Consider the following 20,381-nt stretch of genomic DNA (forward strand, 5'->3'; position numbering starts at 1 on the left):
GCCGGGCATCCGCTGCCCGGCGCGCCGGAGGTAAACATGAACGTGACCAAGCGTTACGAGAATTTCATTGTCTTTCTGGCGCCGCTGATCAACAGCGTGGGCGGTATCGCCATCGACCTGTACGCGCCGAGTATCCCCTCCATTGGCCGTGAACTGTCAGCCAGCCCGGCGCTGATGCAGAACACCATCACCATCACCCTGCTGTTCTACGCACTGGGGCAGCTGTTCTTCGGCATCATGGCCGATGCCCGTGGGCGGCGGCCGGCGGTGCAATTGGGGCTATTGGTGTTCCTCGCGGGCAGCGTGTTGGCAACCGTGGCCACGTCCATCGAGATGCTCCTGCTCGCCCGCGCCCTGCAAGGCTTCGCCATCGGCGCCTGTCAGGTAGTTGCCCGTGCGCTGCTGGTGGACATCGTCAAAGGGCCGCGTTTCTACGTAGCGATCATCTACCTCAGCCTGGCCTTCGGCCTGGGGCCGGTGATCGCGCCGTACATTGGCGGGGTGATCGAAGTGCACCTTGGCTGGCGCTATAACTTCGTCCTGTACGCCGTATACGCCGTCATCGTGTTGGCCTTCGTGCTGGCAGGGCTCAAAGAGTCGTTGCCCGCAACGAACAGACGCAGCGCCTTGCAAACCTGTGCCGGCTACCGCCCAATCCTGGCGGACAGCCGTTTTCGGGCCTCGGTGGTCGTGCTCGGCTCGAGCTTCTCGGCGTTTCTGCTATGGAACGTGTTCGGCCCACACATCGTCCAGGAACGCCTGGGGCATAGCGCGCAGTACTTTGGTACCACCGCGCTGGCTGTGGGTAGCTGCTACCTGGTCGGCACTCTGGTCAACCGTGCGCTGATCCGGCAGGTCAAGCCGCGGCTGCTGATGTGGGCAGGAATGGTGGTGTTTCTGCTCGGCGTGGTGACCATCGCCACGCAGGCAGAGGAGCTTCACCTGGTCTCGATCTTGGGCGGCATCATGCTGGTCGCGTTCGGTCAGGGCTTCATCTTCTCCAACGCCATGGCCAACTCGATGTCGCTGTTCCCCGACCGCGCCGGTGTTGCCGCCAGCCTGCAAGGCTGCCTGATGCTGGTATTCGGGTCATTGGCCTCGGCGCTGGTCAGCGCTTTGCCGCTGACCTCGAACCTGGCAATTGCCTGCGTGTTTCTGGTGCTTTGGTTGATCTCGTTGTCGGGCATGCTGAGCGTGCGCGTGCCGCGTCAAGCCTCGGTGGCCTGAAGCCTGCCGACCCCGGCGGTGCAGCGTATCTGCTGCCGGGGTCTGCCAGGTAGCCCTGAACAGTAGTCATCAACCAGCAGGGCCGAGTAACTGCTACGCACAAAACGCTTGCCTGCGCCGAAGGGGGCAGCAGCGGGCGCAAGCTCCCGCCCGCTGTTGCCCTCGGCGTGGTCGACTCAAATCTGCATGGCCATGCCATCCACATTCATCGCTGCCTGGCGCAACGCTTCGGAGCGGGTGGGGTGGGGGTGGCAGGTGAGGGCGACATCTTCGGCCGAAGCCGAGAACTCCATGGCCACGCAGAATTCACCGATCATTTCGCTGACGCTCGGGCCCACCAGGTGCACACCCAGCACTTCGTCGGTTTTGGCATCGGCCAGCACCTTGGCGAAGCCTTCGGTCTCGTGGTTGATCTTGGCGCGGCTGTTGGCCGTGAAGGGGAATTTGCCCACTTTGTATTCACGCCCGTCGGCCTGGAGCTGCTCTTCGGTCTTGCCCACGCTGGCTAGCTCCGGCCGGGTATAGATCACGCCAGGGATGAGGTTGTAGTTGACCTCGTGCGGTTTGCCGGCGATGCGCTCGATGCAGGCCACTGCTTCGTCTTCGGCCTTGTGCGCCAGCATCGGCCCGGAAGTGACGTCGCCGATTACCCAAAGCCCGGGCACTGAAGTGCGGTGATGTTCGTTGCCGAGCATGCCGCGCTTGTCGGTTTCCAGGCCTGCGCTTTCCAGGTTCAGGCCTTTGGTATAGGGGCGGCGACCGATCGCGACCAGTACATAATCGGCTTGCAGTGTTTCTGCCGCGCCACCCGCTGCAGGCTCCAAGGTCAAGGCCACGCCGTCGGCGCTGGCGGTCGCCTGGGTCACTTTGCTGCCCAGCTTGAACGCCATACCTTGCTTGGCCAATGCCTTCTGCAGGGTCTTGGCGGTTTCGCTGTCGGTGCCAGGGCAGATGCGATCAAGGTATTCGATGACCGTGACCTGGCTACCCAGCCGGCGCCACACCGACCCCAATTCGAGGCCGATCACCCCGGCACCGATTACGACCAGGTGCTTGGGCACCTGCGGCAGCGACAGCGCGCCGGTCGAGTCGATGATGCGCTGGTTGTCGATGGTCACGCCTGGCAGCGGCGTTGGCTCGGAACCGGTGGCGATGACGATGTCTTTGGCCTGCAGCGTGATTTCGCTGCCGTCCTGTGCCTTCACGACCACTTTGCCGACGCCATCCAGGCGGCCCCAGCCCTTGATCCAGTCGACCTTGTTCTTGCGGAACAGGTACTCGATGCCTTTGGTCAGGCCGGCCACGCTCTCGTCCTTCTGCTTCATCATCTGGGCGAGGTTCAGCGTGGGTTTGACTTCGATGCCGAGGTGTGCAAACGCCTCACCGCTGGCGGCTTCGTAGAGTTCGGAAGCATGCAGCAGTGCCTTGGACGGCATGCAGCCGACGTTCAGGCAAGTGCCGCCCAAGGTCGAGCGGCCCTCCACGCAGGCGACACTGAGCCCAATTTGGCCAGCGCGAATGGCTGCGTTGTAGCCGCCAGGGCCACCGCCGATGATCACCACGTCATAGAATTTCATGGTTCAACTCCAGGGATGTAGAAACGCGACAGGGGCATAAGGTTAGGCTGAGCTCGTCAAGTTGTATACAATTTGCTGTGCATATCAGGTCAGTCGGGGCTAGGCCATGTTCGCGTCTGGAGGAAACATCCCACGAATGAACTACTCTGATCCGACGACGTTCGAAATTTCAGGCGTCGTGGCCAAATACGGACAGGAGGGTCGTTCATGCTTGCGCAACTTCCACCGGCACTGCAGAGCTTGCATCTGCCGCTGCGGCTGAAACTCTGGGACGGCAACCACTTCGATCTCGGGCCCAGCCCGCAGGTCACCATACTGGTCAGAGAACCCCAGTTGATCAGCCAGCTGACCCACCCGAGCATGGACCAGTTGGGTACGGCATTTGTCGAAGGCAAGTTGGAGCTGGAAGGCGATATCGGTGAGGCCATACGCGTTTGCGATGAGCTGAGTGAGGCACTGCTTACCGACGAAGACGACACGCCGCCCCAGCGCCTGGCGCATGACAAGACTACCGACGCGCAGGCCATTTCCTATCACTACGACGTATCCAATGAGTTCTACCAGCTGTGGCTGGACCAGGACATGGTGTACTCATGCGCTTATTTTCGCGAGCCGGACAACACCCTCGAGCAGGCGCAGCAGGACAAGTTCGAGCACCTGTGCCGCAAGCTGCGGCTCGAGGCGGGCGACTATCTGCTCGATGTGGGCTGTGGCTGGGGTGGCCTGGCGCGATTCGCCGCCCGTGAGTATGGCGCCAAGGTATTCGGCATCACCCTCAGCAAAGAGCAGTTGAAGCTCGGCCGCCAGCGGGTCAAGGCAGAGGGTCTGAGCGACAAGGTCGATTTACAGATTCTCGATTACCGCGACCTGCCTCAAGACGGCCGCTTCGACAAGGTTGTCAGCGTGGGCATGTTCGAGCATGTCGGCCATGCCAACCTGGCGTTGTATTGCCAGAAGCTGTTCGGTGCGGTGAGGGAAGGGGGGCTGGTGATGAACCACGGCATCACCGCCAAGCATGTGGATGGTCGGCCGGTGGGGCGAGGTGCAGGCGAGTTCATCGATCGCTACGTGTTCCCACATGGTGAGCTGCCCCACCTGTCGATGATCAGTGCCAGCATCTGCGAAGCAGGGCTGGAGGTGGTGGACGTGGAGAGCTTGCGCCTGCACTACGCCAAGACCCTGCACCACTGGAGCGAGAATCTGGAGAACCAGCTGCACAAGGCGGCGGCACTGGTCCCCGAGAAAACCCTGCGCATCTGGCGTTTGTACCTGGCCGGGTGTGCCTATGCGTTCCAGAAGGGCTGGATCAACCTGCACCAGATTCTGGCAGTGAAGCCCTATGCCGACGGGCATCACGACCTGCCCTGGACACGCGAGGATCTGTACCGCTGACACCTACCTCTGGTCGGCGGCACCGGTTACAGGATTGGGGATATCAAGCGTGCGATGCGCATCCCCAATTGCTGTAGCCGGTGGGTGTCGCGGCTGTCCTCAACGGTTATTTCTCGCGCCTGCTCGAAGTCTTCATTCAACATACGTTCCACCTGGTCGGCAAAGCCACGGTCGACCGTCAGCAGGGTGATCTCGAAGTTCAGGCGGAATGAACGGTTGTCCAGGTTGGCACTGCCGATTGCGCTGACCTCGTCATCTACCAGTACTACCTTCTGGTGCAGGAAACCCGGCTGGTAGCGGAACATGCGTACGCCTGCGCGTACCGCTTCGAAGGCAAACAGGCTGGAGGCGGCATAGACAACCCGGTGGTCGGGGCGTGCCGGGATCAATACGCGCACATCCACCCCACGCAGTGCTGCCAGGCGCAATGCCGCGAACACCGCTTCGTCAGGGATGAAGTAGGGGGTGGTTATCCACACCCTGCGCGTGGCGGAGTGGATGGCTTCAAGGAAGAACAGTGCGCAGGTTTCCTGTGGGTCCGCCGGCCCACTGGCCAAGGCCTGGCAGAGCACGCCGTCGTCCGGGTAGGCATCTGGCAGAATCAGCGGCGGCAGCTGGCGCGAGGCCCAGTACCAGTCTTCGGCGAACGACTCTTGCAGGCAGGCCAGCACTGGCCCGCCGATCTGCACATGAGTATCGCGCCACGGTGAAAGCTGCGGGTCTTCACCCAGGTACTCGTCACCTACGTTATGCCCGCCGATGAAACCGACCAAGCCATCCACCACCACGATCTTGCGATGGTTGCGGAAGTTGACCTGAAAGCGGTTGAACCAACCACGCCGGGTGGCGAAAGCGTGAACCTGTACGCCGCCATCACGCAGCGCCTGGCTGTAGCTGGCTGGCAAGGCATGGCTACCGACACGGTCGTACAGCACAAACACCTGAACCCCTTCAGCCGCCTTGCGCAGCAGCAGGTGCTGTAATGCCTTGCCGAGTTTGTCGTCATGGATGATGAAGAACTGCACAAGCACCACATCGTGGGCTTTTTCGATGGCCGCGAAAATGGCATCGAAGGTGGCCTTGCCATTGATCAGCAGCTTCACCTGGTTGTTCGCCAGGCAAGGCATGCGCCCCAGTTTGGGCATGGCGCGTAGCGCGGCGTAGCTTTCCGACTCGCGGGCGGTCAGGGCTTCTTCAACCCATGGCCGCCAGTTGAGGTTGGCCATTGCAACGTGCATTTCCTGGTTGGCTTGGCGGCGCGCCTTGATATACGCATTGAACGAACGGGCGCCGAACACCAGGTACGGTATAAGGGTGAAATAAGGAATGAAGAACAACGGCATCGCCCAGGCAATTGCGCCTTGGGCCGTGCGCACCGTGAACAACGCATGCAGTGCGGCTACGATACCCAGTAGATGAATCAGGCCAATTACATAACCAAAGAAATAGGGGCTGTGGTAATCCATATGCATCCTGCTCACCGAGTACTGTTGGCTAACAGAACACGTTCCCGGTGCACCTTGCAACCTGCGGATGGTTTTGGCGTCTAAGGCTCAGCCCGGCCCGCTTGGCCGGCTTTTTTCAGGAGTGTTCACCCATGAAGATTCGTCTGCCACTGTTGGCCCTGGTCCTCGGTATGAGCAGCCCGCTGGTGCATGCCCAGATGCTGCAACCGGGTTTGTGGGAGCTGACCACCAGCAACATGCAGGTCGATGGCAAGCCGTTACCTGACATGGGGTTCATGCTGGGCCAGCTCAAGAACCTGCCGCCGGAGCAGCGCGCGATGATGGAAGGCGTGCTGGCCAAACAAGGGGTTACGGTGGCTGGTAATGGCGTGCGTTCATGCCTGACCGCCGAACAAGTGGCGACCAACGACATCCCGCTGCAGGACCCCAAATCCGGTTGCACGCAGAAAATCACTGACCGTACCGGCAACGTGTGGAAGTTCGAGTTCAGCTGCCCGAAGGCACAGGGCAGTGGCCAGGCGACGTTCCTCAGTGATCGGGAGTTCACCACCCAGGTCAGCGGCACCTTCAACGCGTCGGGTGTTCAGCAGCAAGGCAGTATGAACACCCGTGCGGTGTGGCTGGGCAGTGATTGCGGTACGGTCAAACCGCGCAGTTGAGGTCCCACTGCCACTGGCTGGCGGCAACAGCGTCGTGGGCATGCAGGCTTTCTGCATGTTCCACCCGCAGCCTGAAAGCAGCACTCCACTCCAATTGTCGTAGCGCCTGGTGCAGGCGCCGGGCAGCATCTTCACAGAACATCAGGTTCTGCCCGTTGGCTAAAGCGAAGGCCTGTTCGTCTGCACGCTTGACCGCAGTCTGTACCGCTGTGCCCAAGCTCATTTCGATGCAATCAATCAGCTCGGTAATCGGCAGCTCACGCTGGCTGCTGCGCAGCCGTACCTGAATTTTCGCGCTACTGCGTTGGCTATGTGGGGTAGCGACGATGCCTTCGGCAGTGCCTAGCCAGTTCATTACCGCCGCAGTGTCGACCTGCGACCCGGGGAATTGCTGTTGGAACTGCTGTTGTATCAGTTGCCTGGCAAGCGCCGCCGAACATGGACAGGTGGACGAATAGGGCACGCATACGGATAGTTCCACGTGGAACATTTCATTCTCGATGCGTGCATCGATGGTCACGGGATAGCTCTTCCAGCCTGCCAATGGGCTGATCAAGGCTGGTCTTTTAAGCAGGTGATCAAAGCCCAAGCGCAGATAAGCAGCGGAAGACAGCCCTTCGTGGCTGGTCAAAAAATCCGCCAAAAGCTGCCGAATTGCCAGCGCCGTAACGGGCTGGTTTTCCAGGGCCTCCAATGCAAGGTAGAGCCGCGACATGTGGATGCCACGTGAATGGCCGTCTATCAAACTGACGCCTGCGTCGACGGTGGCAGCAGCGGGGCGCCCTTCAAACTGCACGGGCAGGGCGATGCCGCACATCCCCACCCAGTTCAGTGGCAAGGTGAAGGCATGAGTTTGTGAAGCGATATCAGGGAGCGTGTGCTGGTTCATTTGGGTTTCCACAGAAGAAGGCATCAGCGGCAGCCGCCGATCATGCTGCAATGCACATTGAAACGTTGCCCGCTGGAACTGGATACGCGGTTCCAGGTGGTCCAGCCTACGCGGCGGCTGTAACCCACCCAGGCCTCGCCGTCACTGGCCAGGCCGGTGAAGAAGGTCAACGAACCGTAACGGCTGTTGGTTTGAGCCCATAGCCGCCGCGTGACCGAGTCGAAACCGCGCAGGTAAAGCTCATTGTCGTGTGTACGTACGCTGTAGTAACTCCCCTTGCCGTCCTGGCAGGAGAGCAGCGTGGCACTGCGGGTACACAACGCCAATGCAGTGCTCTGCGGCATGGCAACCAGTGAGGTGGGCATGGCGATCAACACCAATGCCATGGCGCGTGACAGTTTCATGTTTCATCCCCGGTGAGCATTCGTCCGTCGAGAACGGCTTGGCGAAATTGTATTGTTACTTTATAACATTGCGCAATGCATCGTTTCGAATGCGTTCGCCTGAAGGGGTTTTGCCATGTCCAATCGTCTTCCCGTTACTGTGCTGTCCGGCTTTCTGGGTGCCGGTAAAAGCACCTTGCTCAACCATGTATTGCGTAACCGTGACAACCTGCGGGTTGCCGTCATCGTCAATGACATGAGCGAAATCAACATCGACGCCAGCGAGGTGCAGCGCAACGTCAGCCTCAACCGCGCTGAAGAAAAGCTCGTTGAGATGAGCAACGGCTGCATCTGCTGCACCCTGCGTGAGGACCTGCTGGAAGAGGTAGCGCGGTTAGCCGCAGAAGGGCGCTTCGACTACCTGCTGATCGAGTCCACTGGCATTTCGGAGCCACTGCCGGTAGCAGAGACTTTCACCTTCCGCGACGAACAAGGCCGCAGCTTGTCCGACATGGCCCGGCTGGACACGATGGTCACAGTGGTCGATGGCCTGAACTTCCTGCGCGATTACCAGGCTGCAGACAGCCTGGCCAGCCGTGGCGAAACATTGGGCGAGGACGATGAGCGCTCGATCAGTGACCTGCTTATCGAACAGGTGGAATTCGCCGATGTGCTGCTGCTGAGCAAGATCGACCTGATCAGCCAGCATGAGCGCGAAGAGCTCGTGGCCATTTTGCGCAGCCTCAATGCGCGGGCAGAGATCGTGCCGATGGTCATGGGCCAGGTTGCACTGGAGCGCATTCTCGATACGGGCCTGTTCGACTTCGACCAGGCGGCGCAGGCGCCAGGCTGGTTGCAGGAGCTACGCGGCGAGCACGTACCGGAAACCGAAGAGTACGGAATTGCAGCCATGACCTGGCAAGCGCGGCGCCCGTTTCATCCACAACGGTTCTACGACTTTATCCACACGCACTGGAGCAACGGGCGCTTGCTCCGGTCCAAAGGCTTTTTCTGGTTGGCCAGCAAGTACCAAGAAGCGGGTAGCTGGTCGCAAGCGGGGGGCATGATGCGCCATGGCTTGGCGGGGCGCTGGTGGCGCTTCGTACCGCGCGACCAGTGGCCCGAGGATGTGGATAACACGAGTGCGATCCTTAAACACTGGACCGCTGAAGCCGGCGATTGCCGCCAGGAATTGGTGTTCATTGGGCAGAATATCGACTTTGCAAAGTTATCCACAGACCTTGATGCGTGCTTGTTGACCGACCAGGAAATGGCGCTTGGGCATATGGGCTGGTTGCGGTTGCCCGATCCGTTCGGGCCGTGGCATGCGGAGGCGGCAGCATGAGCCTGGCACTGAGGGCTGTGGATATCTTTCAGGTCGCTGGCGAAACACCGCAAGTATTGGCAGAGGTCCTGCAGGATGGCGTCAACCTGGCCGTCTGGCGTCGGCGTTTGCCGGCGCAGTTGCAGGACTTTGCCGAACTGGTACTCAGCCTTGGCCAGCCTTTGGCCGATCAACGGGTAATCGAGGTGGACGAGCAGCGCCCGCCGGTGCTGCCGGACCTGCTGCGCGAAGCCGCTGACCTGCACGGCTATGAGTCATTTGTAGCCGATGTGACCTGGCTGGTCGCGGCCTACACCTGCCTGGTAGGTGCGCGTCGTGTCGGTCTGCGCCTGCGCGTACTGGATGGCCCCATGTGTCCGCGTTTCCATGTGGATAACGTACCCTTGCGCTTGCTCACAACTTACGTCGGGCCGGGTAGTGAGTGGTTGCCTGAGGCGATAAGCCCCCGGCGAGAGTTACACACAGCGCAGCCTCCTGTGGATAAAATTCAGACCCTGCAAGCCGGTGACGTGGCGCTGCTCAAGGGCGAGAAATGGCAAGGCAACGAAGGTGCAGGCCTGGTACATCGCTCGCCTTCGGGCCAGCAGGGGCGCCTGCTGTTGAGCCTTGACTGGTTGGCCTGACGGCGCATAGTTAGGCTTTGCCACTGTTTGAATCAGCCCATGCTGCAGCACATACCTACCCACGTAATTGCCGGCCCGCTCGGCGCCGGCAAAACCACCCTGATCCGCCATTTGCTGGCGCAGCGGCCGCCCAATGAGCGCTGGGCGGTGCTGATCAATGAATTTGGCCTGGTTGGCCTGGATGCGGCGTTGCTCAGCCAGGATGAAGACGGCGTGGCCATTGGTGAAGTGGCCGGCGGTTGTTTGTGCTGCGTGAACGGTATGCCGTTCCAGGTCGGGCTAGGGCGTCTGTTGCGTAAATCACGCCCTGACCGTTTGTTCATCGAGCCTTCAGGTCTGGGTCATCCGTTGCAGCTGCAGGCACAATTGCAGGCAGCGCCATGGGCTGGAGTGCTGACAATTCAGCCACTTGTCATGGTTGTGGATGCTCAAGCAGTGGCTCGCAATGAGCGGCTTTCCGATGCGCAACAGCAGGCGTTGAACGCCTGCGAGTGTGTGATTATGAATAAGTCAGAGGCTGTGGATGAATCAACTAAATTGTTGATAAGTAATAAATTTAGCGACAGGAACGTACTCTGGGCCGTGGAGGGTGAAGTAGCGTTTTGTGGACTACCCCAGGCACCTTCACAGATTGTTGACAGCCCGCTATCCGTCTTCAGGATTGTCGACAATCTGGAAATAACCGCAGGAGCGGTCTGGGCCGACCCCACCCAGCCGGTCTGCCTGGCCCAGCAGGGTGAGGGTGGTTGGAGTATTGGCTGGCGCTGGCACCCCAGCCAGCAGTTTTATCCACAGCGGCTAAGCACGTTTTTGCAGAATTTGCCCTGGCGGCGCGCCAAGGGGGTTATCCACAGCCCGGAGGGGTGGCAGGGTTTCAACGGGCTGAATGGGGGCTTGCCCGCCTGGCAGCCCAGCGAGTGGCGCCGGGATAGCCGCATCGAGCTGATTTTCGATCAGGCGCAATCGCAAGCGGCGCTGCAGGCCGCTTTGCGTGAATGCTGCATCAGCTGATCAGTTACGCCAGCGGTTGTGTTCCTGGCGCCATTGCTGCATCTCGATAACGTTGTCGGTGCGCGGCGGGGTTTTGATCTCGAACGGGTAGGGTGCCAGTTCTATCTGCACGCTGTGCGCACCGAACTGTGTCACGCTACCGGGGTGGCGCTGCTCGCCAGTGACGGTGAACTCGAAGGCATAGATGCGGGCCAGGCGCTTGCGGCCATTGGCATCGCGCACAAAGCCGATGCGCTTGAGCGCCACGGCGTCGTCGAGCAACTCGAGGTCCAGTTTGGCGCAATGCTGTTTGACCCGTTCCAGGGCTTTCTCGCGCAACCCATGGTTGTGCCACAACCAGGCGCCTGCCGTGGCTACCAGCATCAGGACGAAGAGGTTCTCCAGGGTCAACATTTGCTTATGCTCCAAACAGGTAGATCCAGCTTAACTGCGTCCCTGGCCTGTCGTACAGGTGACAATCGAGTTCATACTGCGTCGCGCACTATTCTTTGAAACAGCTTTGGAAAACACCCGCATGAAACGTACTCCGCACCTGCTCGCCATTCAGTCCCATGTGGTGTTCGGCCACGCCGGCAACAGCGCCGCGGTGTTCCCCATGCAGCGGATCGGGGTCAACGTGTGGCCGCTCAATACCGTGCAGTTCTCCAACCACACACAGTATGGCCAGTGGGCGGGCGATGTGCTCGCTCCAGCGCAAATTCCTGCGTTGGTCGAAGGTATTTCCAACATCGGTGAACTGGGGCACTGCGATGCAGTGCTTTCCGGTTACCTGGGCAGTGCCGAGCAAGGGCGGGCGATTCTGGCCGGGGTACAGCGGATCAAAGCGGTGAACCCCAAGGCGTTGTACCTCTGTGACCCGGTCATGGGGCACGCCGAGAAGGGTTGCATCGTACCGCCTGAGGTCAGCCAGTTCCTGCTCGACGAGGCGGTGGCCAAGGCCGATATCCTGTGCCCCAACCAGCTGGAGCTGGACAGCTTTTGTGGGCGCCGCGCGCAGTCGCTGGAGGATTGCGTGCACATGGCGCGCAGCTTGCTGCAGCGCGGGCCGCAGGTGGTCGTGGTCAAGCACCTGGCCTACCCCGGGCGGTGCGAGGACCAGTTCGAAATGCTGCTGGTGACGGCTCAGCACTGCTGGCACCTGCGGCGCCCGCTGCTGGCTTTCCCGCGTCAGCCAGTGGGGGTCGGCGACCTGACTTCCGGGCTGTTCCTGGCTAGGGTATTGCTCGGCGACAGCTGGGTGCAGGCATTCGAGTTCACTGCCGCCGCGGTGCATGAAGTGCTGTTGGAAACCCAGGCCTGTGCCAGCTACGAGCTGCAGCTGGTACGGGCCCAGGATCGCGTTGCCCACCCGCGTGTGCGCTTTGAAGCGCGGTTGCTGGCGTTTTAAATAGCGTCGGTTTTCAGGTCCTGGTAGCGCTTTTCCAGTTCCTGGCGGATCTGGCGGCGCTGCTGCCCCTGCAGGAAGCGGCGCTTTTCTTCGCTGCTTTGTGGCTGACGCGGCGGTACCGGCACCGGGCGGCGATTGTCATCCACCGCGACCATGGTAAAGAAGCAGCTGTTGGAGTGGCGCACCGAGCGCTCGCGAATGTTCTCGGTCACCACTTTGATGCCCACTTCCATCGAGGTATTGCCGGTGTAGTTGACGGACGCCAGGAACGTCACCAGCTCGCCCACGTGTACCGGCTCGCGGAAGATCACCTGGTCTACCGACAACGTCACCACATAGCTGCCGGCATAGCGGCTGGCGCATGCATAGGCCACTTCGTCGAGGTATTTGAGCAGGGTGCCGCCATGTACGTTGCCAGAAAAGTTGGCCATGTCCGGGGTCATCAGGACGGTCATGCTCAGCTGGGCGTTTCCAGGTTCCATAAGGTGCTCACGGTTAGGTTGCGCTGAATCGGGCGAATGGAGGGGGTGATCTGCTGACACGGGTTTTCCCTCTTGTGAATTTGCCTCGTTGCTACGGGACGTTGCCGGCGGCGTAGCGGTCACCCTGATCATGCCATCAGCGGCGCTTTTCCAGCCGATCTGTTTCTGCATATTGCGCCGGCTTTTTGCAGCCGATCGCGATGTTAACCTGAGTACGCCCATGCACCATGGGCGTTCCTGCATTCAATACAGTATGTACTTGCTGCTCGCTCAGGTTTGCCCCGGCAGAGGAGCGGTTTGCCCAGGCATTCATAAAAGACGAGAAAAGGAGTATCACGCCATGCATGCCATCAGCTTCATCCAGGACCTGGCAGTCATCATGCTGGTCGCTGGCGTGGTCACCATCCTCTTTCACCGCCTCAAACAGCCGGTAGTGCTTGGTTATATTGTCGCCGGCTTCATCATCGGCCCCCACACCCCGCCATTCGGCCTTATCCACGACGAAGACACCATCAAGACCCTCGCCGAGCTGGGGGTGATCTTCCTGATGTTCTGCCTGGGGCTCGAGTTCAGCCTGCGCAAGTTGTTCAAGGTGGGCGCCACGGCGTTCATCGCGGCGTTCCTCGAAATTGTGCTGATGATCTGGATCGGCTTCGAGATCGGCCGCTGGTTTGGCTGGAACACCATGGACTCGCTGTTCCTGGGTGCCATCCTGGCCATTTCCTCGACCACCATCATCGTCAAGGCGCTCAACGACCTGAAGATGAAGAACGAGCGCTTTGCCCAGCTGATCTTCGGCGTGCTCATCGTCGAGGACATTCTTGGCATCGGCATCATTGCCCTGCTCTCAGGTATCGCCGTCAGCGGCACGGTCAGCTCGGGGGAGGTATTCTCCACTGTCGGCAAGCTGTCATTGTTCATGATCGTTGCCTTGGTCATCGGTATCCTGCTGGTGCCGCGCCTGCTGGCCTACGTGGCCCGATTCGAGAGCAACGAGATGTTGCTGATTACCGTGCTGGGGCTGTGTTTCGGCTTCTGCCTGCTGGTCGTCAAGCTCGAATACAGCATGGTCCTGGGCGCCTTCCTGATTGGCGCGATCATGGCCGAGTCACGCCAGTTGCTGAAGATCGAGCGCCTGATCGAACCCGTTCGCGACCTGTTCAGCGCCATTTTCTTCGTCGCCATCGGCTTGATGATCGACCCGCAGGTCCTGGTCGAATACGCTTGGCCGATTGTGGTCATTACTCTGGCGGTGGTATTGGGCAAGATGGTGTCCTGCGGTATGGGCGCGTTCATTGCCGGTAACGATGGGCGTACCTCGCTGCGTGTGGGCATGGGGCTTTCGCAGATTGGCGAATTCTCCTTCATCATTGCCGCGCTGGGCATGACCCTGCAGGTAACCAGCGACTTCCTGTACCCCGTGGCGGTCGCCGTATCGGCTATCACCACCCTGCTTACGCCCTACCTGATCCGCGCAGCCGACCCGCTTTCGCAAAAGCTGGGCAATGTCGTGCCTGGGCGCCTGGCGCGGGTGCTGTCGTTGTATGGCGAGTGGTTGCGCAACATTCAACCGCAGGGCGAGGGTGCCATGCTCGCGGCAATGATCCGGCGCATCCTCTTGCAGGTTGGGGTGAACCTGGCCCTGGTGATCGCGATCTTCTTCAGCGGCGGCTATTTTGCCGGGCGCATCGGTAACTGGCTCAGTGAATGGGTCAGCGACATCAGCCAGCAGAAGGCGATGATCTGGGGCGCGGCGTTGTTGCTGTCGCTGCCGTTCCTGATCGCGGCCTACCGCAAGCTCAAGGCGCTGTCGATGCTGCTGGCCGAGATGGGCGTGAAGCCGGAAATGGCCGGGCGGCACACCCAGCGGGTGCGGCGGGTGATTGCCGAAGTGATTCCGCTGCTGTCTTTAGTGGTAATTTTCCTGCTGCTGTCGGCACTGTCAGCGAGCATCTTGCCGACCAACGAATTGCTGTTGGTGATTGCCGTGGTCGCTGCGGTGGTAGTGGCCTTGCTGTGGCGCTGGCTCATTCGCGTGCATACGCGCATGCAGATCGCCTTGCTGGAAACGCTGGAGAACAGCCGCGAGAACTCGCACTGAGTGCCACCCGGCTGCAGCGACAGCGGCGCCTACCGGTTCACCACACGCTTGGCCGTTGTGGGTACCTGTAGGCGCCGCTGCACCGGAATCGGTGGGGAAGATCAGCTTTCCAGCCACACATCCCTTGCCCAGTGCCATACCGATTCCCAGCTGTCCTCACCGACCTGCTCTTCCTCAGCCTCCCACAACACTACGGTGCCATCTTCCTCTACGCAGTAGTAGTTGGCGCCGTCCTGGCACAACGGGATCAGCTCACGCGGTACGCCCGCATCCCAGGCGTTGGCCGCCACATCGGGCAGGTAGGTGTGCGACTGTGGATCGGTGCACGTTACCGGCTCCAGTGAGCCATACACCACATCGCTCACAGTCAGCAAAAACTCTTTGAACACGTATGGAATGTTGATGAACAGCTGCTCTTCGATCTCTACCAGCTGATCCTCATCGGGAAGCTCCAAAGGTACCGGCACCGGCTCGTTGGCTTCACGGAGTTGTTCGATCACTTCTTCCACGGTTCACTTCCTCTGACCTAGATGACAACTTTGCGCGTTATACCCTAGTAGGCCACTCTGACAAAAGCAAAAACCCCGGGCCAGGCCCGGGGTTCTTGGTACGGCGCGCAGCGGTTAGCTATTTTGACGGATACCGGCTACCAGCCAAGGCTGGTTCTCACCTGGGGCACGCACCATATGCCAGCTTTCGCTGAACACTTCGCCCTGGTCGAAGCGCGAGTTTTTCGACACGCCACGGAAGGTCAGGGTGGCGTCGGTGCGGTCTGGGCGGTCATCGACGCCGTCCAGTTGCACTTCGAGGTTGTCGATGTAGGTGGACTGGAAGCCATCACCCAACTCGGCGCGCTCACGCTTGAGGAACTCCAGCATCTGCGGCGTGACGAACTCGGCGATCTTGTCCATCTCGTTGGCATCCCAGTGCTGCTGCAGCGACTGGAAGTGGTTGCGAGCGGCGGCCAGGAAGCTCTGTTCGTTGAACCAGGCAGGTGCGTTGATCACCGGGGCGGCGGCAGGCGCGGCCGAACCACCGAACATCGACGGCTGGGCAGGCTGGCCGTGGGCTTCACGCTGCATCGGCGCGTGGCCTGGCATGGCCATTTGTGGTTGCTGCTGGCGACGACGCGCGGCAATGAAGCGGAACACCAGGAAGGCGATGAGCGCCACGATCAGGAAGTCCATGATCTGGAAGCCCTCGAAACCGTCGCCCATGAACATGGACGCCAGCAAGCCGCCGGCGGCCAGGCCAGCGAGTGGGCCCAACCAGCGCGAAGCACCGCTGGCGGCCGGGGCGGCACGACCAGGTGCGGTCGGCGCGGCGGCTGGCGCGGTTGGTGTGGCCTGGCGGGTCTGGTGAATAGGCGCGGAGCCCGAGCTCTTGCCGCCGCCGAAACGCTTGGCGTTGGCGTCCAGGCTCAGCGTCAGGCCGACGCAAAGCGCCAGTGCGATGCTAAGAAAACGTTGCATAATTGGGATATCCCCTGTTGTGGATTGCACGCGCGTCATGGTGCACAGGTTCCCGGGCACATGACCAGCGACATAATGTTTCCAGCTTTTGCCTGAATGTTACAACGCCGGCACCGCCGCCCTTGAGCGCGCTCCCAAAAAGGCAGCCGCTGCAAGGAACAGTACTGGCACAGGCGTCAGATCGCCTCGAGTTTGGCATACCCCAGCATCAGCCATTTGCTGCCTTCGGCAAAATTCACCTGCACCCGTGCCTGGGCGCCGGAGCCCTCGAAGTTGAGGATCACACCTTCGCCAAACACCGCGTGCTGCACCCGCTGGCCGAGGTTGAAGGCGGTTTGCGGGATGTTGGCGTTGTCGAACAGGTGGCTGTTGGTGGCTGTCTTGGGGGCGCCGAATGGGCGGCTGACGCTGTTGGAAAGGCGTACTTCCTGAACCAGCCCCGGTGGAATTTCGCGAACGAAGCGCGACACCTTGTTGTAGGTTTCGCTGCCATACAGGCGGCGTGTCTCGGCATATGTCATGACCAGTTGGCGCATCGCACGGGTGATACCGACATAGGCCAGGCGACGTTCCTCTTCCAGGCGGCCAGGTTCCTCGAGGCTCATTTTGTGCGGGAACAGCCCTTCTTCCATGCCGACCAGGAATACGTAGGGGAACTCCAGGCCCTTGGCGCTGTGCAAGGTCATCAGCTGGATGCTGTCCTCATGTTCGTCCGCCTGGCTGTCGCCGGCTTCCAGCGAAGCATGGCCGAGGAAAGCCGAGAGCGGAGAGAGGTCGGCATCTTCTTCGGTGGATTCGAAGTTGCGCGCTGCGCTGACCAGTTCCTCAAGGTTTTCTACCCGAGCCTGGCCCTTTTCACCCTTTTCTTCCTGGTGATAGGTAATCAGCCCGGACTGCTCGATGGTGGTCTGGGTCATGGTATGCAGCGGCATGTCCGCAACCTTGGCAGCCAGCCCTTCGATCAGTTCGATGAAGGCCCCCAATGCGCTGGCGGCGCGGCCTTTCAACGCCTTGGCGGCGATCAGCTGGCACATGGCCCCCCACATGGAAAGCTGGCTGTGGCGGGCGTGCTCGCGGATGGCTTCGACGGTTTTTTCGCCAATGCCACGTGGGGGGACGTTGATTACCCGCTCCAGTGCGGCATCGTTGCCACGCCCTTCGATCAAGCGCAGGTAGGCCATGGCGTTCTTGATTTCGGCGCGCTCGAAGAAGCGTTGGCCGCCATAGATGCGGTATGGCACGCGTTCGCGCAACAAGGCTTCTTCCAGCACCCGTGACTGGGCGTTGGAACGGTACAGGATGGCAATGTCGTTGCGCGCGTTACCCTGCTTGATCAGGCCTTCGATGGTTTCTACCACGTAGCGCGCTTCGTCGTGCTCGTTGTAGGCCGCGTACAGGGTCAGGGGTTCGCCTTCACCCAGGTCGGTCCACAGTTCCTTGCCCAAGCGCCCGCTGTTGTTGGCAATCAGCGCGTTGGCAGCCTTGAGGATGCCGCCGGTGGAGCGGTAGTTCTGCTCCAGGCGGATCATTTCGGCGTCGGGGAAGTCGGCGGTGTACTGGTGGATGTTCTCGATCTTGGCACCGCGCCAGCCGTAGATCGACTGGTCGTCATCGCCCACCGCCATCAGGCTGGCGCCACCGCGCGCCAACAGGCGCAGCCAGGCGTACTGCACGGCGTTGGTGTCCTGGAACTCGTCGACCAGCACGTGCTGGAAGCGCCGCTGGTAATGCTCCAGCAGGCCCGGGTGGTCACGCCACAGGTCCAGTGCGCGCAGCAGCAGCTCGGAAAAGTCGATGACCCCGGCGCGTTCGCAGGCCTGCTCGTAGGCGGTATACACCTCGCGCATGGTGGCCAGGAACAGATCGCCGCCGGCCTGGATATGTTGCGGGCGCAGCCCCTCGTCCTTCTGGCCGTTGATGAACCACTGGGCCTGGCGGGCCGGCCACTTCTGTTCATCCAGGCCCAACTCGCGCATCACCCGCTTGATCAGGCGCTGTTGGTCGTCGCTGTCGAGGATCTGGAAGTTCTGCACCAGCCGCGCTTCCTGCCAGTGTGCCCGCAGCAGGCGATGGGCCAGGCCGTGGAAGGTGCCGACCCACATGCCAGCTGGGTTGATGCCCAGCAATTGCTCGATCCGCTGGCGCATTTCCGCGGCGGCCTTGTTGGTGAAGGTCACCGACAGGATCGAGTGCGGCGAGGCCTGCTCTACCTGGATCAGCCAGGCGATACGGTGCACCAGCACGCGGGTTTTACCGGAACCGGCGCCGGCAAGCACCAGTTGACGCCCGAGCGCGGCCGCTACGGCCTGGCGTTGGGCATCGTTGAGGGAGTTCAGCAGGAGGGAGAGGTCGTCTGTGTGCATCCGGCCATTCTAGGGCGCGGCAGGGAAGGGGTAAATGGTACTGTATAAATACTCACCTGCCCAAGCGCCGAACGGTGCATGTGCAAGCCCGCCACGCCGGGCGTGCAAGCTGACGTGGCGGTTGTCAGCGAAATCAAGCAGTGATCAGGATTTCGTCGATTTGGGCAAGCAGCGTGCCTTCGTGGAAAATCTCCACGCTGGCGATGGCTTCAGCGCCGGTTGGCATCTCGAAATGCACCTCCTTGTCACACAACATCTGGATGAAGCTGCCGCCTTCCGATTTCAATTCCAGGTCCAGGGCCAGGGTACCCGGTTGCCCGTCGCGCTTGACCAGCACGGGGTCGACGCCAGGGTTGGCAACGGTGACCGTACCTGCAACCCGCACCCGCGCCCCTGGGGGCATTCTGTCATGTTGGGCTTTCCAGTTCTTGCTGTTGATCATGTCTGCAGCTCCATTAGTGCGAAGGGCGAAATGCGCCTTCCGACCAGAGCGTGCAACAAGCCCCAGCCCAGCCACAGCGTGAAACTTTTCAGCTATGCCAGACCCTGCCATGGCGTGCCAGCAGGCTGTTAGCCTGCTCTGGCCCGTTGCTGCCAGCCGCATACGGGCGTGGGGCCTGGAAGTGTTCTTCACAGCCCTTGATCACGGGGTCGATCCAGGCCCAGGCGGCTTCAACTTCATCACGGCGCATGAACAGCGTGGAGTCGCCCTCCAGCACATCCAGTAACAGGCGCTCGTAAGCCTCCCAGCGGCGCGTCTGGCTGAAAACCTGGGCCAGGTTCAGGTCGAGGTCGACCGGCTCTAGGCGCATGCCCTTGCCAGGGCTTTTGGTCATCATGCGCAGGCTGATGCGTTCCTCTGGTTGCAGCTGGATCAGCAGCTGGTTCACCTGGCCACCGTTGAACAGCTCATGGGGCACCGGCTTGAACTGAATGACGATTTGCGACGAGCGCCGTGCCATGCGCTTGCCCGTGCGCAGGTAAAACGGCACGCCGGCCCAGCGCCAGTTGTCGATGTGTGCCTCGATGGCGATGAACGTTTCGGTGTCGCTGTCATTGTCGACGTCTTTTTCGAAGTAATAGGCCGGCACTTCCTGGCCGCCGATGCGCCCCGGGCCATATTGGCCGCGGACCGTCTTGTCCTGCACGTCCTGGCCAGTGATCGGCTTGAGTGCGCGCAGTATCTTCACTTTTTCGTCGCGTACCGCTTCGGCCTCGAACTGCGCGGGTGGCTCCATGGCCACCAGGCACAGCAACTGCAGCAAATGGTTTTGCAGCATGTCGCGGATCGCGCCAGCCTTGTCGTAATAGCCGCCGCGGTTCTCTATACCCAGGGTTTCGCACACGCTGATTTGCACGTGATCGACCTGGTTGTTGCGCCACACCGGCTCCAGCAGGGCGTTGGCAAAGCGCAGCGCCATCAGGTTCTGCACGGTTTCCTTGCCCAGGTAGTGGTCGATACGGAATACCTGGGTTTCTTCGAACACCGCGCCAATCGCCTCGTTGATGGCGGTGGCCGATTCCAGCGAGTGGCCGATCGGCTTCTCCAGCACGATGCGCGCTTCGCCATCGGCCAGGCCGGCCGTGTGCAGGTGGTTGGCAATGGGGACGAACAGCTTGGGTGCGGTGGCCAGGTAAAAGATGCGCGTGAGCCCGCCGGGTTCGCCCAGGTAGCGCGCCAGGCGGCCGAAATCGGCGCTCTGCGACGCGTCCATGGGGAAGTAATCGAGGCGTGCGGAAAAACGCTGCCACACTTCTTCGTCAAAGTCGGTGCGGGCAACCTGTGCCCGGCAGTGGCGCTCGGCGAGCTTCAGGTAGTCATTGCGTGGCAGGTTGCGGCGGGCCAGTGCGATGACGCGTACTGCTGGGTTGAGGCGGGCCTCGCGGAACAGGTGGTAGAGCGCCGGAAGCAGTTTGTGCAGGGCCAGATCGCCGGTGCCGCCGAATACCAGAATGTCGCAAGGAATAGTCAAACCACCACTCTCCACGTTCGTTTAACTGGGC

20 protein-coding genes are annotated in these 20,381 nt (G+C 61.0%); 8 read left to right on the plus strand and 12 right to left on the minus strand.

Annotation, left to right across the window (positions count from 1 at the left end; genetic code table 11):
• Window positions 1-36 precede the first annotated feature (36 nt).
• A complete protein-coding gene (locus ACF8SD_RS20085) occupies window positions 37-1,227 on the plus strand; it encodes a multidrug effflux MFS transporter (protein ID WP_392485005.1) in 1,191 nt (396 codons plus the stop codon).
• 176 nt (window positions 1,228-1,403) lie between these two features.
• On the opposite strand, the gene lpdA is transcribed toward ACF8SD_RS20085, so the two are convergent.
• Window positions 1,404-2,804 carry a dihydrolipoyl dehydrogenase gene (lpdA, locus tag ACF8SD_RS20090; protein WP_392485006.1) on the minus strand — a complete coding sequence of 467 codons (1,401 nt, stop codon included), beginning with the start codon at window positions 2,802-2,804 and terminating at the stop codon, window positions 1,404-1,406.
• A gap of 207 nt (window positions 2,805-3,011) precedes the next feature.
• On the opposite strand from lpdA, the gene cfaB reads away from it, so the two are divergent.
• The gene (gene cfaB / locus ACF8SD_RS20095; RefSeq protein ID WP_173891612.1) at window positions 3,012-4,196 is read left to right on the plus strand and encodes a C17 cyclopropane fatty acid synthase CfaB; all 1,185 of its coding nucleotides are present in this window, start codon (window positions 3,012-3,014) and stop codon (window positions 4,194-4,196) included.
• 26 nt (window positions 4,197-4,222) lie between these two features.
• Here the strand turns inward: cfaB and cls are convergent, their stop codons facing one another.
• Window positions 4,223-5,662, minus strand: coding sequence for a cardiolipin synthase (gene cls / locus ACF8SD_RS20100; RefSeq protein ID WP_173891611.1), 1,440 nt, complete (start codon window positions 5,660-5,662; stop codon window positions 4,223-4,225).
• Between the two features lie 131 nt (window positions 5,663-5,793).
• Between cls and ACF8SD_RS20105 the strand changes: the two genes are divergently transcribed.
• Window positions 5,794-6,321 carry a DUF3617 domain-containing protein gene (locus ACF8SD_RS20105; protein WP_009683544.1) on the plus strand — a complete coding sequence of 176 codons (528 nt, stop codon included), beginning with the start codon at window positions 5,794-5,796 and terminating at the stop codon, window positions 6,319-6,321.
• On the opposite strand, the gene folE2 is transcribed toward ACF8SD_RS20105, so the two are convergent.
• Both folE2 and ACF8SD_RS20115 read right to left on the minus strand, forming a co-directional pair.
• Entirely contained in the window at window positions 6,305-7,210 is a 906-nt protein-coding gene (gene folE2 / locus ACF8SD_RS20110; protein ID WP_392485007.1) for a GTP cyclohydrolase FolE2, read from the minus strand. The two genes, ACF8SD_RS20105 and folE2, sit on opposite strands and share 17 nt — an antisense overlap.
• A 23-nt stretch (window positions 7,211-7,233) precedes the next feature.
• On the minus strand, window positions 7,234-7,614 hold the full coding sequence (locus ACF8SD_RS20115) for a glutamine synthetase (protein WP_392485008.1): 381 nt from the start codon (window positions 7,612-7,614) through the stop codon (window positions 7,234-7,236).
• 115 nt (window positions 7,615-7,729) lie between these two features.
• Here ACF8SD_RS20115 and zigA point away from each other — a divergent pair, with 115 nt between their 5' ends.
• From zigA to ACF8SD_RS20130, 3 genes are read left to right on the plus strand one after another with little or no spacing between them, the layout of a single operon-like run.
• Window positions 7,730-8,938, plus strand: a complete 1,209-nt coding sequence (gene zigA, locus ACF8SD_RS20120; protein WP_392485009.1) for a zinc metallochaperone GTPase ZigA — start codon at window positions 7,730-7,732, stop codon at window positions 8,936-8,938.
• The gene (locus tag ACF8SD_RS20125) at window positions 8,935-9,561 is read left to right on the plus strand and encodes a DUF1826 domain-containing protein (RefSeq protein WP_392485010.1); all 627 of its coding nucleotides are present in this window, start codon (window positions 8,935-8,937) and stop codon (window positions 9,559-9,561) included. Before zigA ends, ACF8SD_RS20125 begins: the two co-directional genes overlap by 4 nt.
• Before the next feature lie 39 nt (window positions 9,562-9,600).
• Window positions 9,601-10,572 (plus strand): CobW family GTP-binding protein, encoded by a 972-nt coding sequence (locus ACF8SD_RS20130; RefSeq protein WP_392485011.1) that lies wholly within the window; start codon window positions 9,601-9,603, stop codon window positions 10,570-10,572.
• On the opposite strand, the gene ACF8SD_RS20135 is transcribed toward ACF8SD_RS20130, so the two are convergent.
• Window positions 10,573-10,965 carry a DUF3301 domain-containing protein gene (locus ACF8SD_RS20135; RefSeq protein ID WP_009683538.1) on the minus strand — a complete coding sequence of 131 codons (393 nt, stop codon included), beginning with the start codon at window positions 10,963-10,965 and terminating at the stop codon, window positions 10,573-10,575.
• Window positions 10,966-11,086: 121 nt separating this feature from the next.
• Between ACF8SD_RS20135 and pdxY the strand changes: the two genes are divergently transcribed.
• Window positions 11,087-11,959 (plus strand): pyridoxal kinase PdxY, encoded by an 873-nt coding sequence (pdxY, locus tag ACF8SD_RS20140; RefSeq protein WP_392485012.1) that lies wholly within the window; start codon window positions 11,087-11,089, stop codon window positions 11,957-11,959.
• Here pdxY and ACF8SD_RS20145 read toward each other — a convergent pair.
• Window positions 11,956-12,441, minus strand: coding sequence for an acyl-CoA thioesterase (locus tag ACF8SD_RS20145; RefSeq protein WP_009683536.1), 486 nt, complete (start codon window positions 12,439-12,441; stop codon window positions 11,956-11,958). The genes pdxY and ACF8SD_RS20145 overlap by 4 nt on opposite strands.
• Window positions 12,442-12,577: 136 nt before the next feature.
• Entirely contained in the window at window positions 12,578-12,787 is a 210-nt protein-coding gene (locus tag ACF8SD_RS20150; protein WP_125854445.1) for a hypothetical protein, read from the minus strand.
• Here ACF8SD_RS20150 and ACF8SD_RS20155 point away from each other — a divergent pair.
• Window positions 12,782-14,542 carry a cation:proton antiporter gene (locus ACF8SD_RS20155; protein ID WP_392485013.1) on the plus strand — a complete coding sequence of 587 codons (1,761 nt, stop codon included), beginning with the start codon at window positions 12,782-12,784 and terminating at the stop codon, window positions 14,540-14,542. The two genes, ACF8SD_RS20150 and ACF8SD_RS20155, sit on opposite strands and share 6 nt — an antisense overlap.
• Window positions 14,543-14,643: 101 nt before the next feature.
• On the opposite strand, the gene ACF8SD_RS20160 is transcribed toward ACF8SD_RS20155, so the two are convergent.
• The 5 genes from ACF8SD_RS20160 to zwf form a co-directional block, all read right to left on the minus strand.
• A complete protein-coding gene (locus ACF8SD_RS20160) occupies window positions 14,644-15,051 on the minus strand; it encodes an SMI1/KNR4 family protein (protein ID WP_392485014.1) in 408 nt (135 codons plus the stop codon).
• Window positions 15,052-15,165: 114 nt separating this feature from the next.
• Entirely contained in the window at window positions 15,166-16,014 is an 849-nt protein-coding gene (locus tag ACF8SD_RS20165) for a Tim44 domain-containing protein (RefSeq protein WP_392485015.1), read from the minus strand.
• 176 nt (window positions 16,015-16,190) lie between these two features.
• Complete coding sequence (gene uvrD, locus ACF8SD_RS20170; protein ID WP_009683531.1) at window positions 16,191-18,377, minus strand: DNA helicase II; 2,187 nt, start codon at window positions 18,375-18,377, stop codon at window positions 16,191-16,193.
• Between the two features lie 133 nt (window positions 18,378-18,510).
• A complete protein-coding gene (locus ACF8SD_RS20175) occupies window positions 18,511-18,819 on the minus strand; it encodes a hypothetical protein (protein ID WP_173891602.1) in 309 nt (102 codons plus the stop codon).
• A gap of 88 nt (window positions 18,820-18,907) precedes the next feature.
• Window positions 18,908-20,350 (minus strand): glucose-6-phosphate dehydrogenase, encoded by a 1,443-nt coding sequence (zwf, locus tag ACF8SD_RS20180; RefSeq protein WP_173891601.1) that lies wholly within the window; start codon window positions 20,348-20,350, stop codon window positions 18,908-18,910.
• Window positions 20,351-20,381 lie beyond the last annotated feature (31 nt).

This window comes from Pseudomonas sp. CJQ_9 (assembly GCF_043106615.1).
Classification (GTDB): Bacteria; Pseudomonadota; Gammaproteobacteria; order Pseudomonadales; family Pseudomonadaceae; genus Aquipseudomonas; species Aquipseudomonas juntendi.

Bases quoted from the DNA above. Each gene is read 5' to 3' on its own strand.
- ACF8SD_RS20085 (WP_392485005.1), top strand. From the start codon at position 37: ATGAACGTGACCAAGCGTTACGAGAATTTCATTGTCTTTCTGGCGCCG.
- lpdA (WP_392485006.1), bottom strand. From the start codon at position 2,804: ATGAAATTCTATGACGTGGTGATCATCGGCGGTGGCCCTGGCGGCTAC.
- cfaB (WP_173891612.1), top strand. From the start codon at position 3,012: ATGCTTGCGCAACTTCCACCGGCACTGCAGAGCTTGCATCTGCCGCTG.
- cls (WP_173891611.1), bottom strand. From the start codon at position 5,662: ATGGATTACCACAGCCCCTATTTCTTTGGTTATGTAATTGGCCTGATT.
- ACF8SD_RS20105 (WP_009683544.1), top strand. From the start codon at position 5,794: ATGAAGATTCGTCTGCCACTGTTGGCCCTGGTCCTCGGTATGAGCAGC.
- folE2 (WP_392485007.1), bottom strand. From the start codon at position 7,210: ATGAACCAGCACACGCTCCCTGATATCGCTTCACAAACTCATGCCTTC.
- ACF8SD_RS20115 (WP_392485008.1), bottom strand. From the start codon at position 7,614: ATGAAACTGTCACGCGCCATGGCATTGGTGTTGATCGCCATGCCCACC.
- zigA (WP_392485009.1), top strand. From the start codon at position 7,730: ATGTCCAATCGTCTTCCCGTTACTGTGCTGTCCGGCTTTCTGGGTGCC.
- ACF8SD_RS20125 (WP_392485010.1), top strand. From the start codon at position 8,935: ATGAGCCTGGCACTGAGGGCTGTGGATATCTTTCAGGTCGCTGGCGAA.
- ACF8SD_RS20130 (WP_392485011.1), top strand. From the start codon at position 9,601: ATGCTGCAGCACATACCTACCCACGTAATTGCCGGCCCGCTCGGCGCC.
- ACF8SD_RS20135 (WP_009683538.1), bottom strand. From the start codon at position 10,965: ATGTTGACCCTGGAGAACCTCTTCGTCCTGATGCTGGTAGCCACGGCA.
- pdxY (WP_392485012.1), top strand. From the start codon at position 11,087: ATGAAACGTACTCCGCACCTGCTCGCCATTCAGTCCCATGTGGTGTTC.
- ACF8SD_RS20145 (WP_009683536.1), bottom strand. From the start codon at position 12,441: ATGGAACCTGGAAACGCCCAGCTGAGCATGACCGTCCTGATGACCCCG.
- ACF8SD_RS20155 (WP_392485013.1), top strand. From the start codon at position 12,782: ATGCATGCCATCAGCTTCATCCAGGACCTGGCAGTCATCATGCTGGTC.
- ACF8SD_RS20150 (WP_125854445.1), bottom strand. From the start codon at position 12,787: ATGCATGGCGTGATACTCCTTTTCTCGTCTTTTATGAATGCCTGGGCA.
- ACF8SD_RS20165 (WP_392485015.1), bottom strand. From the start codon at position 16,014: ATGCAACGTTTTCTTAGCATCGCACTGGCGCTTTGCGTCGGCCTGACG.
- uvrD (WP_009683531.1), bottom strand. From the start codon at position 18,377: ATGCACACAGACGACCTCTCCCTCCTGCTGAACTCCCTCAACGATGCC.
- ACF8SD_RS20175 (WP_173891602.1), bottom strand. From the start codon at position 18,819: ATGATCAACAGCAAGAACTGGAAAGCCCAACATGACAGAATGCCCCCA.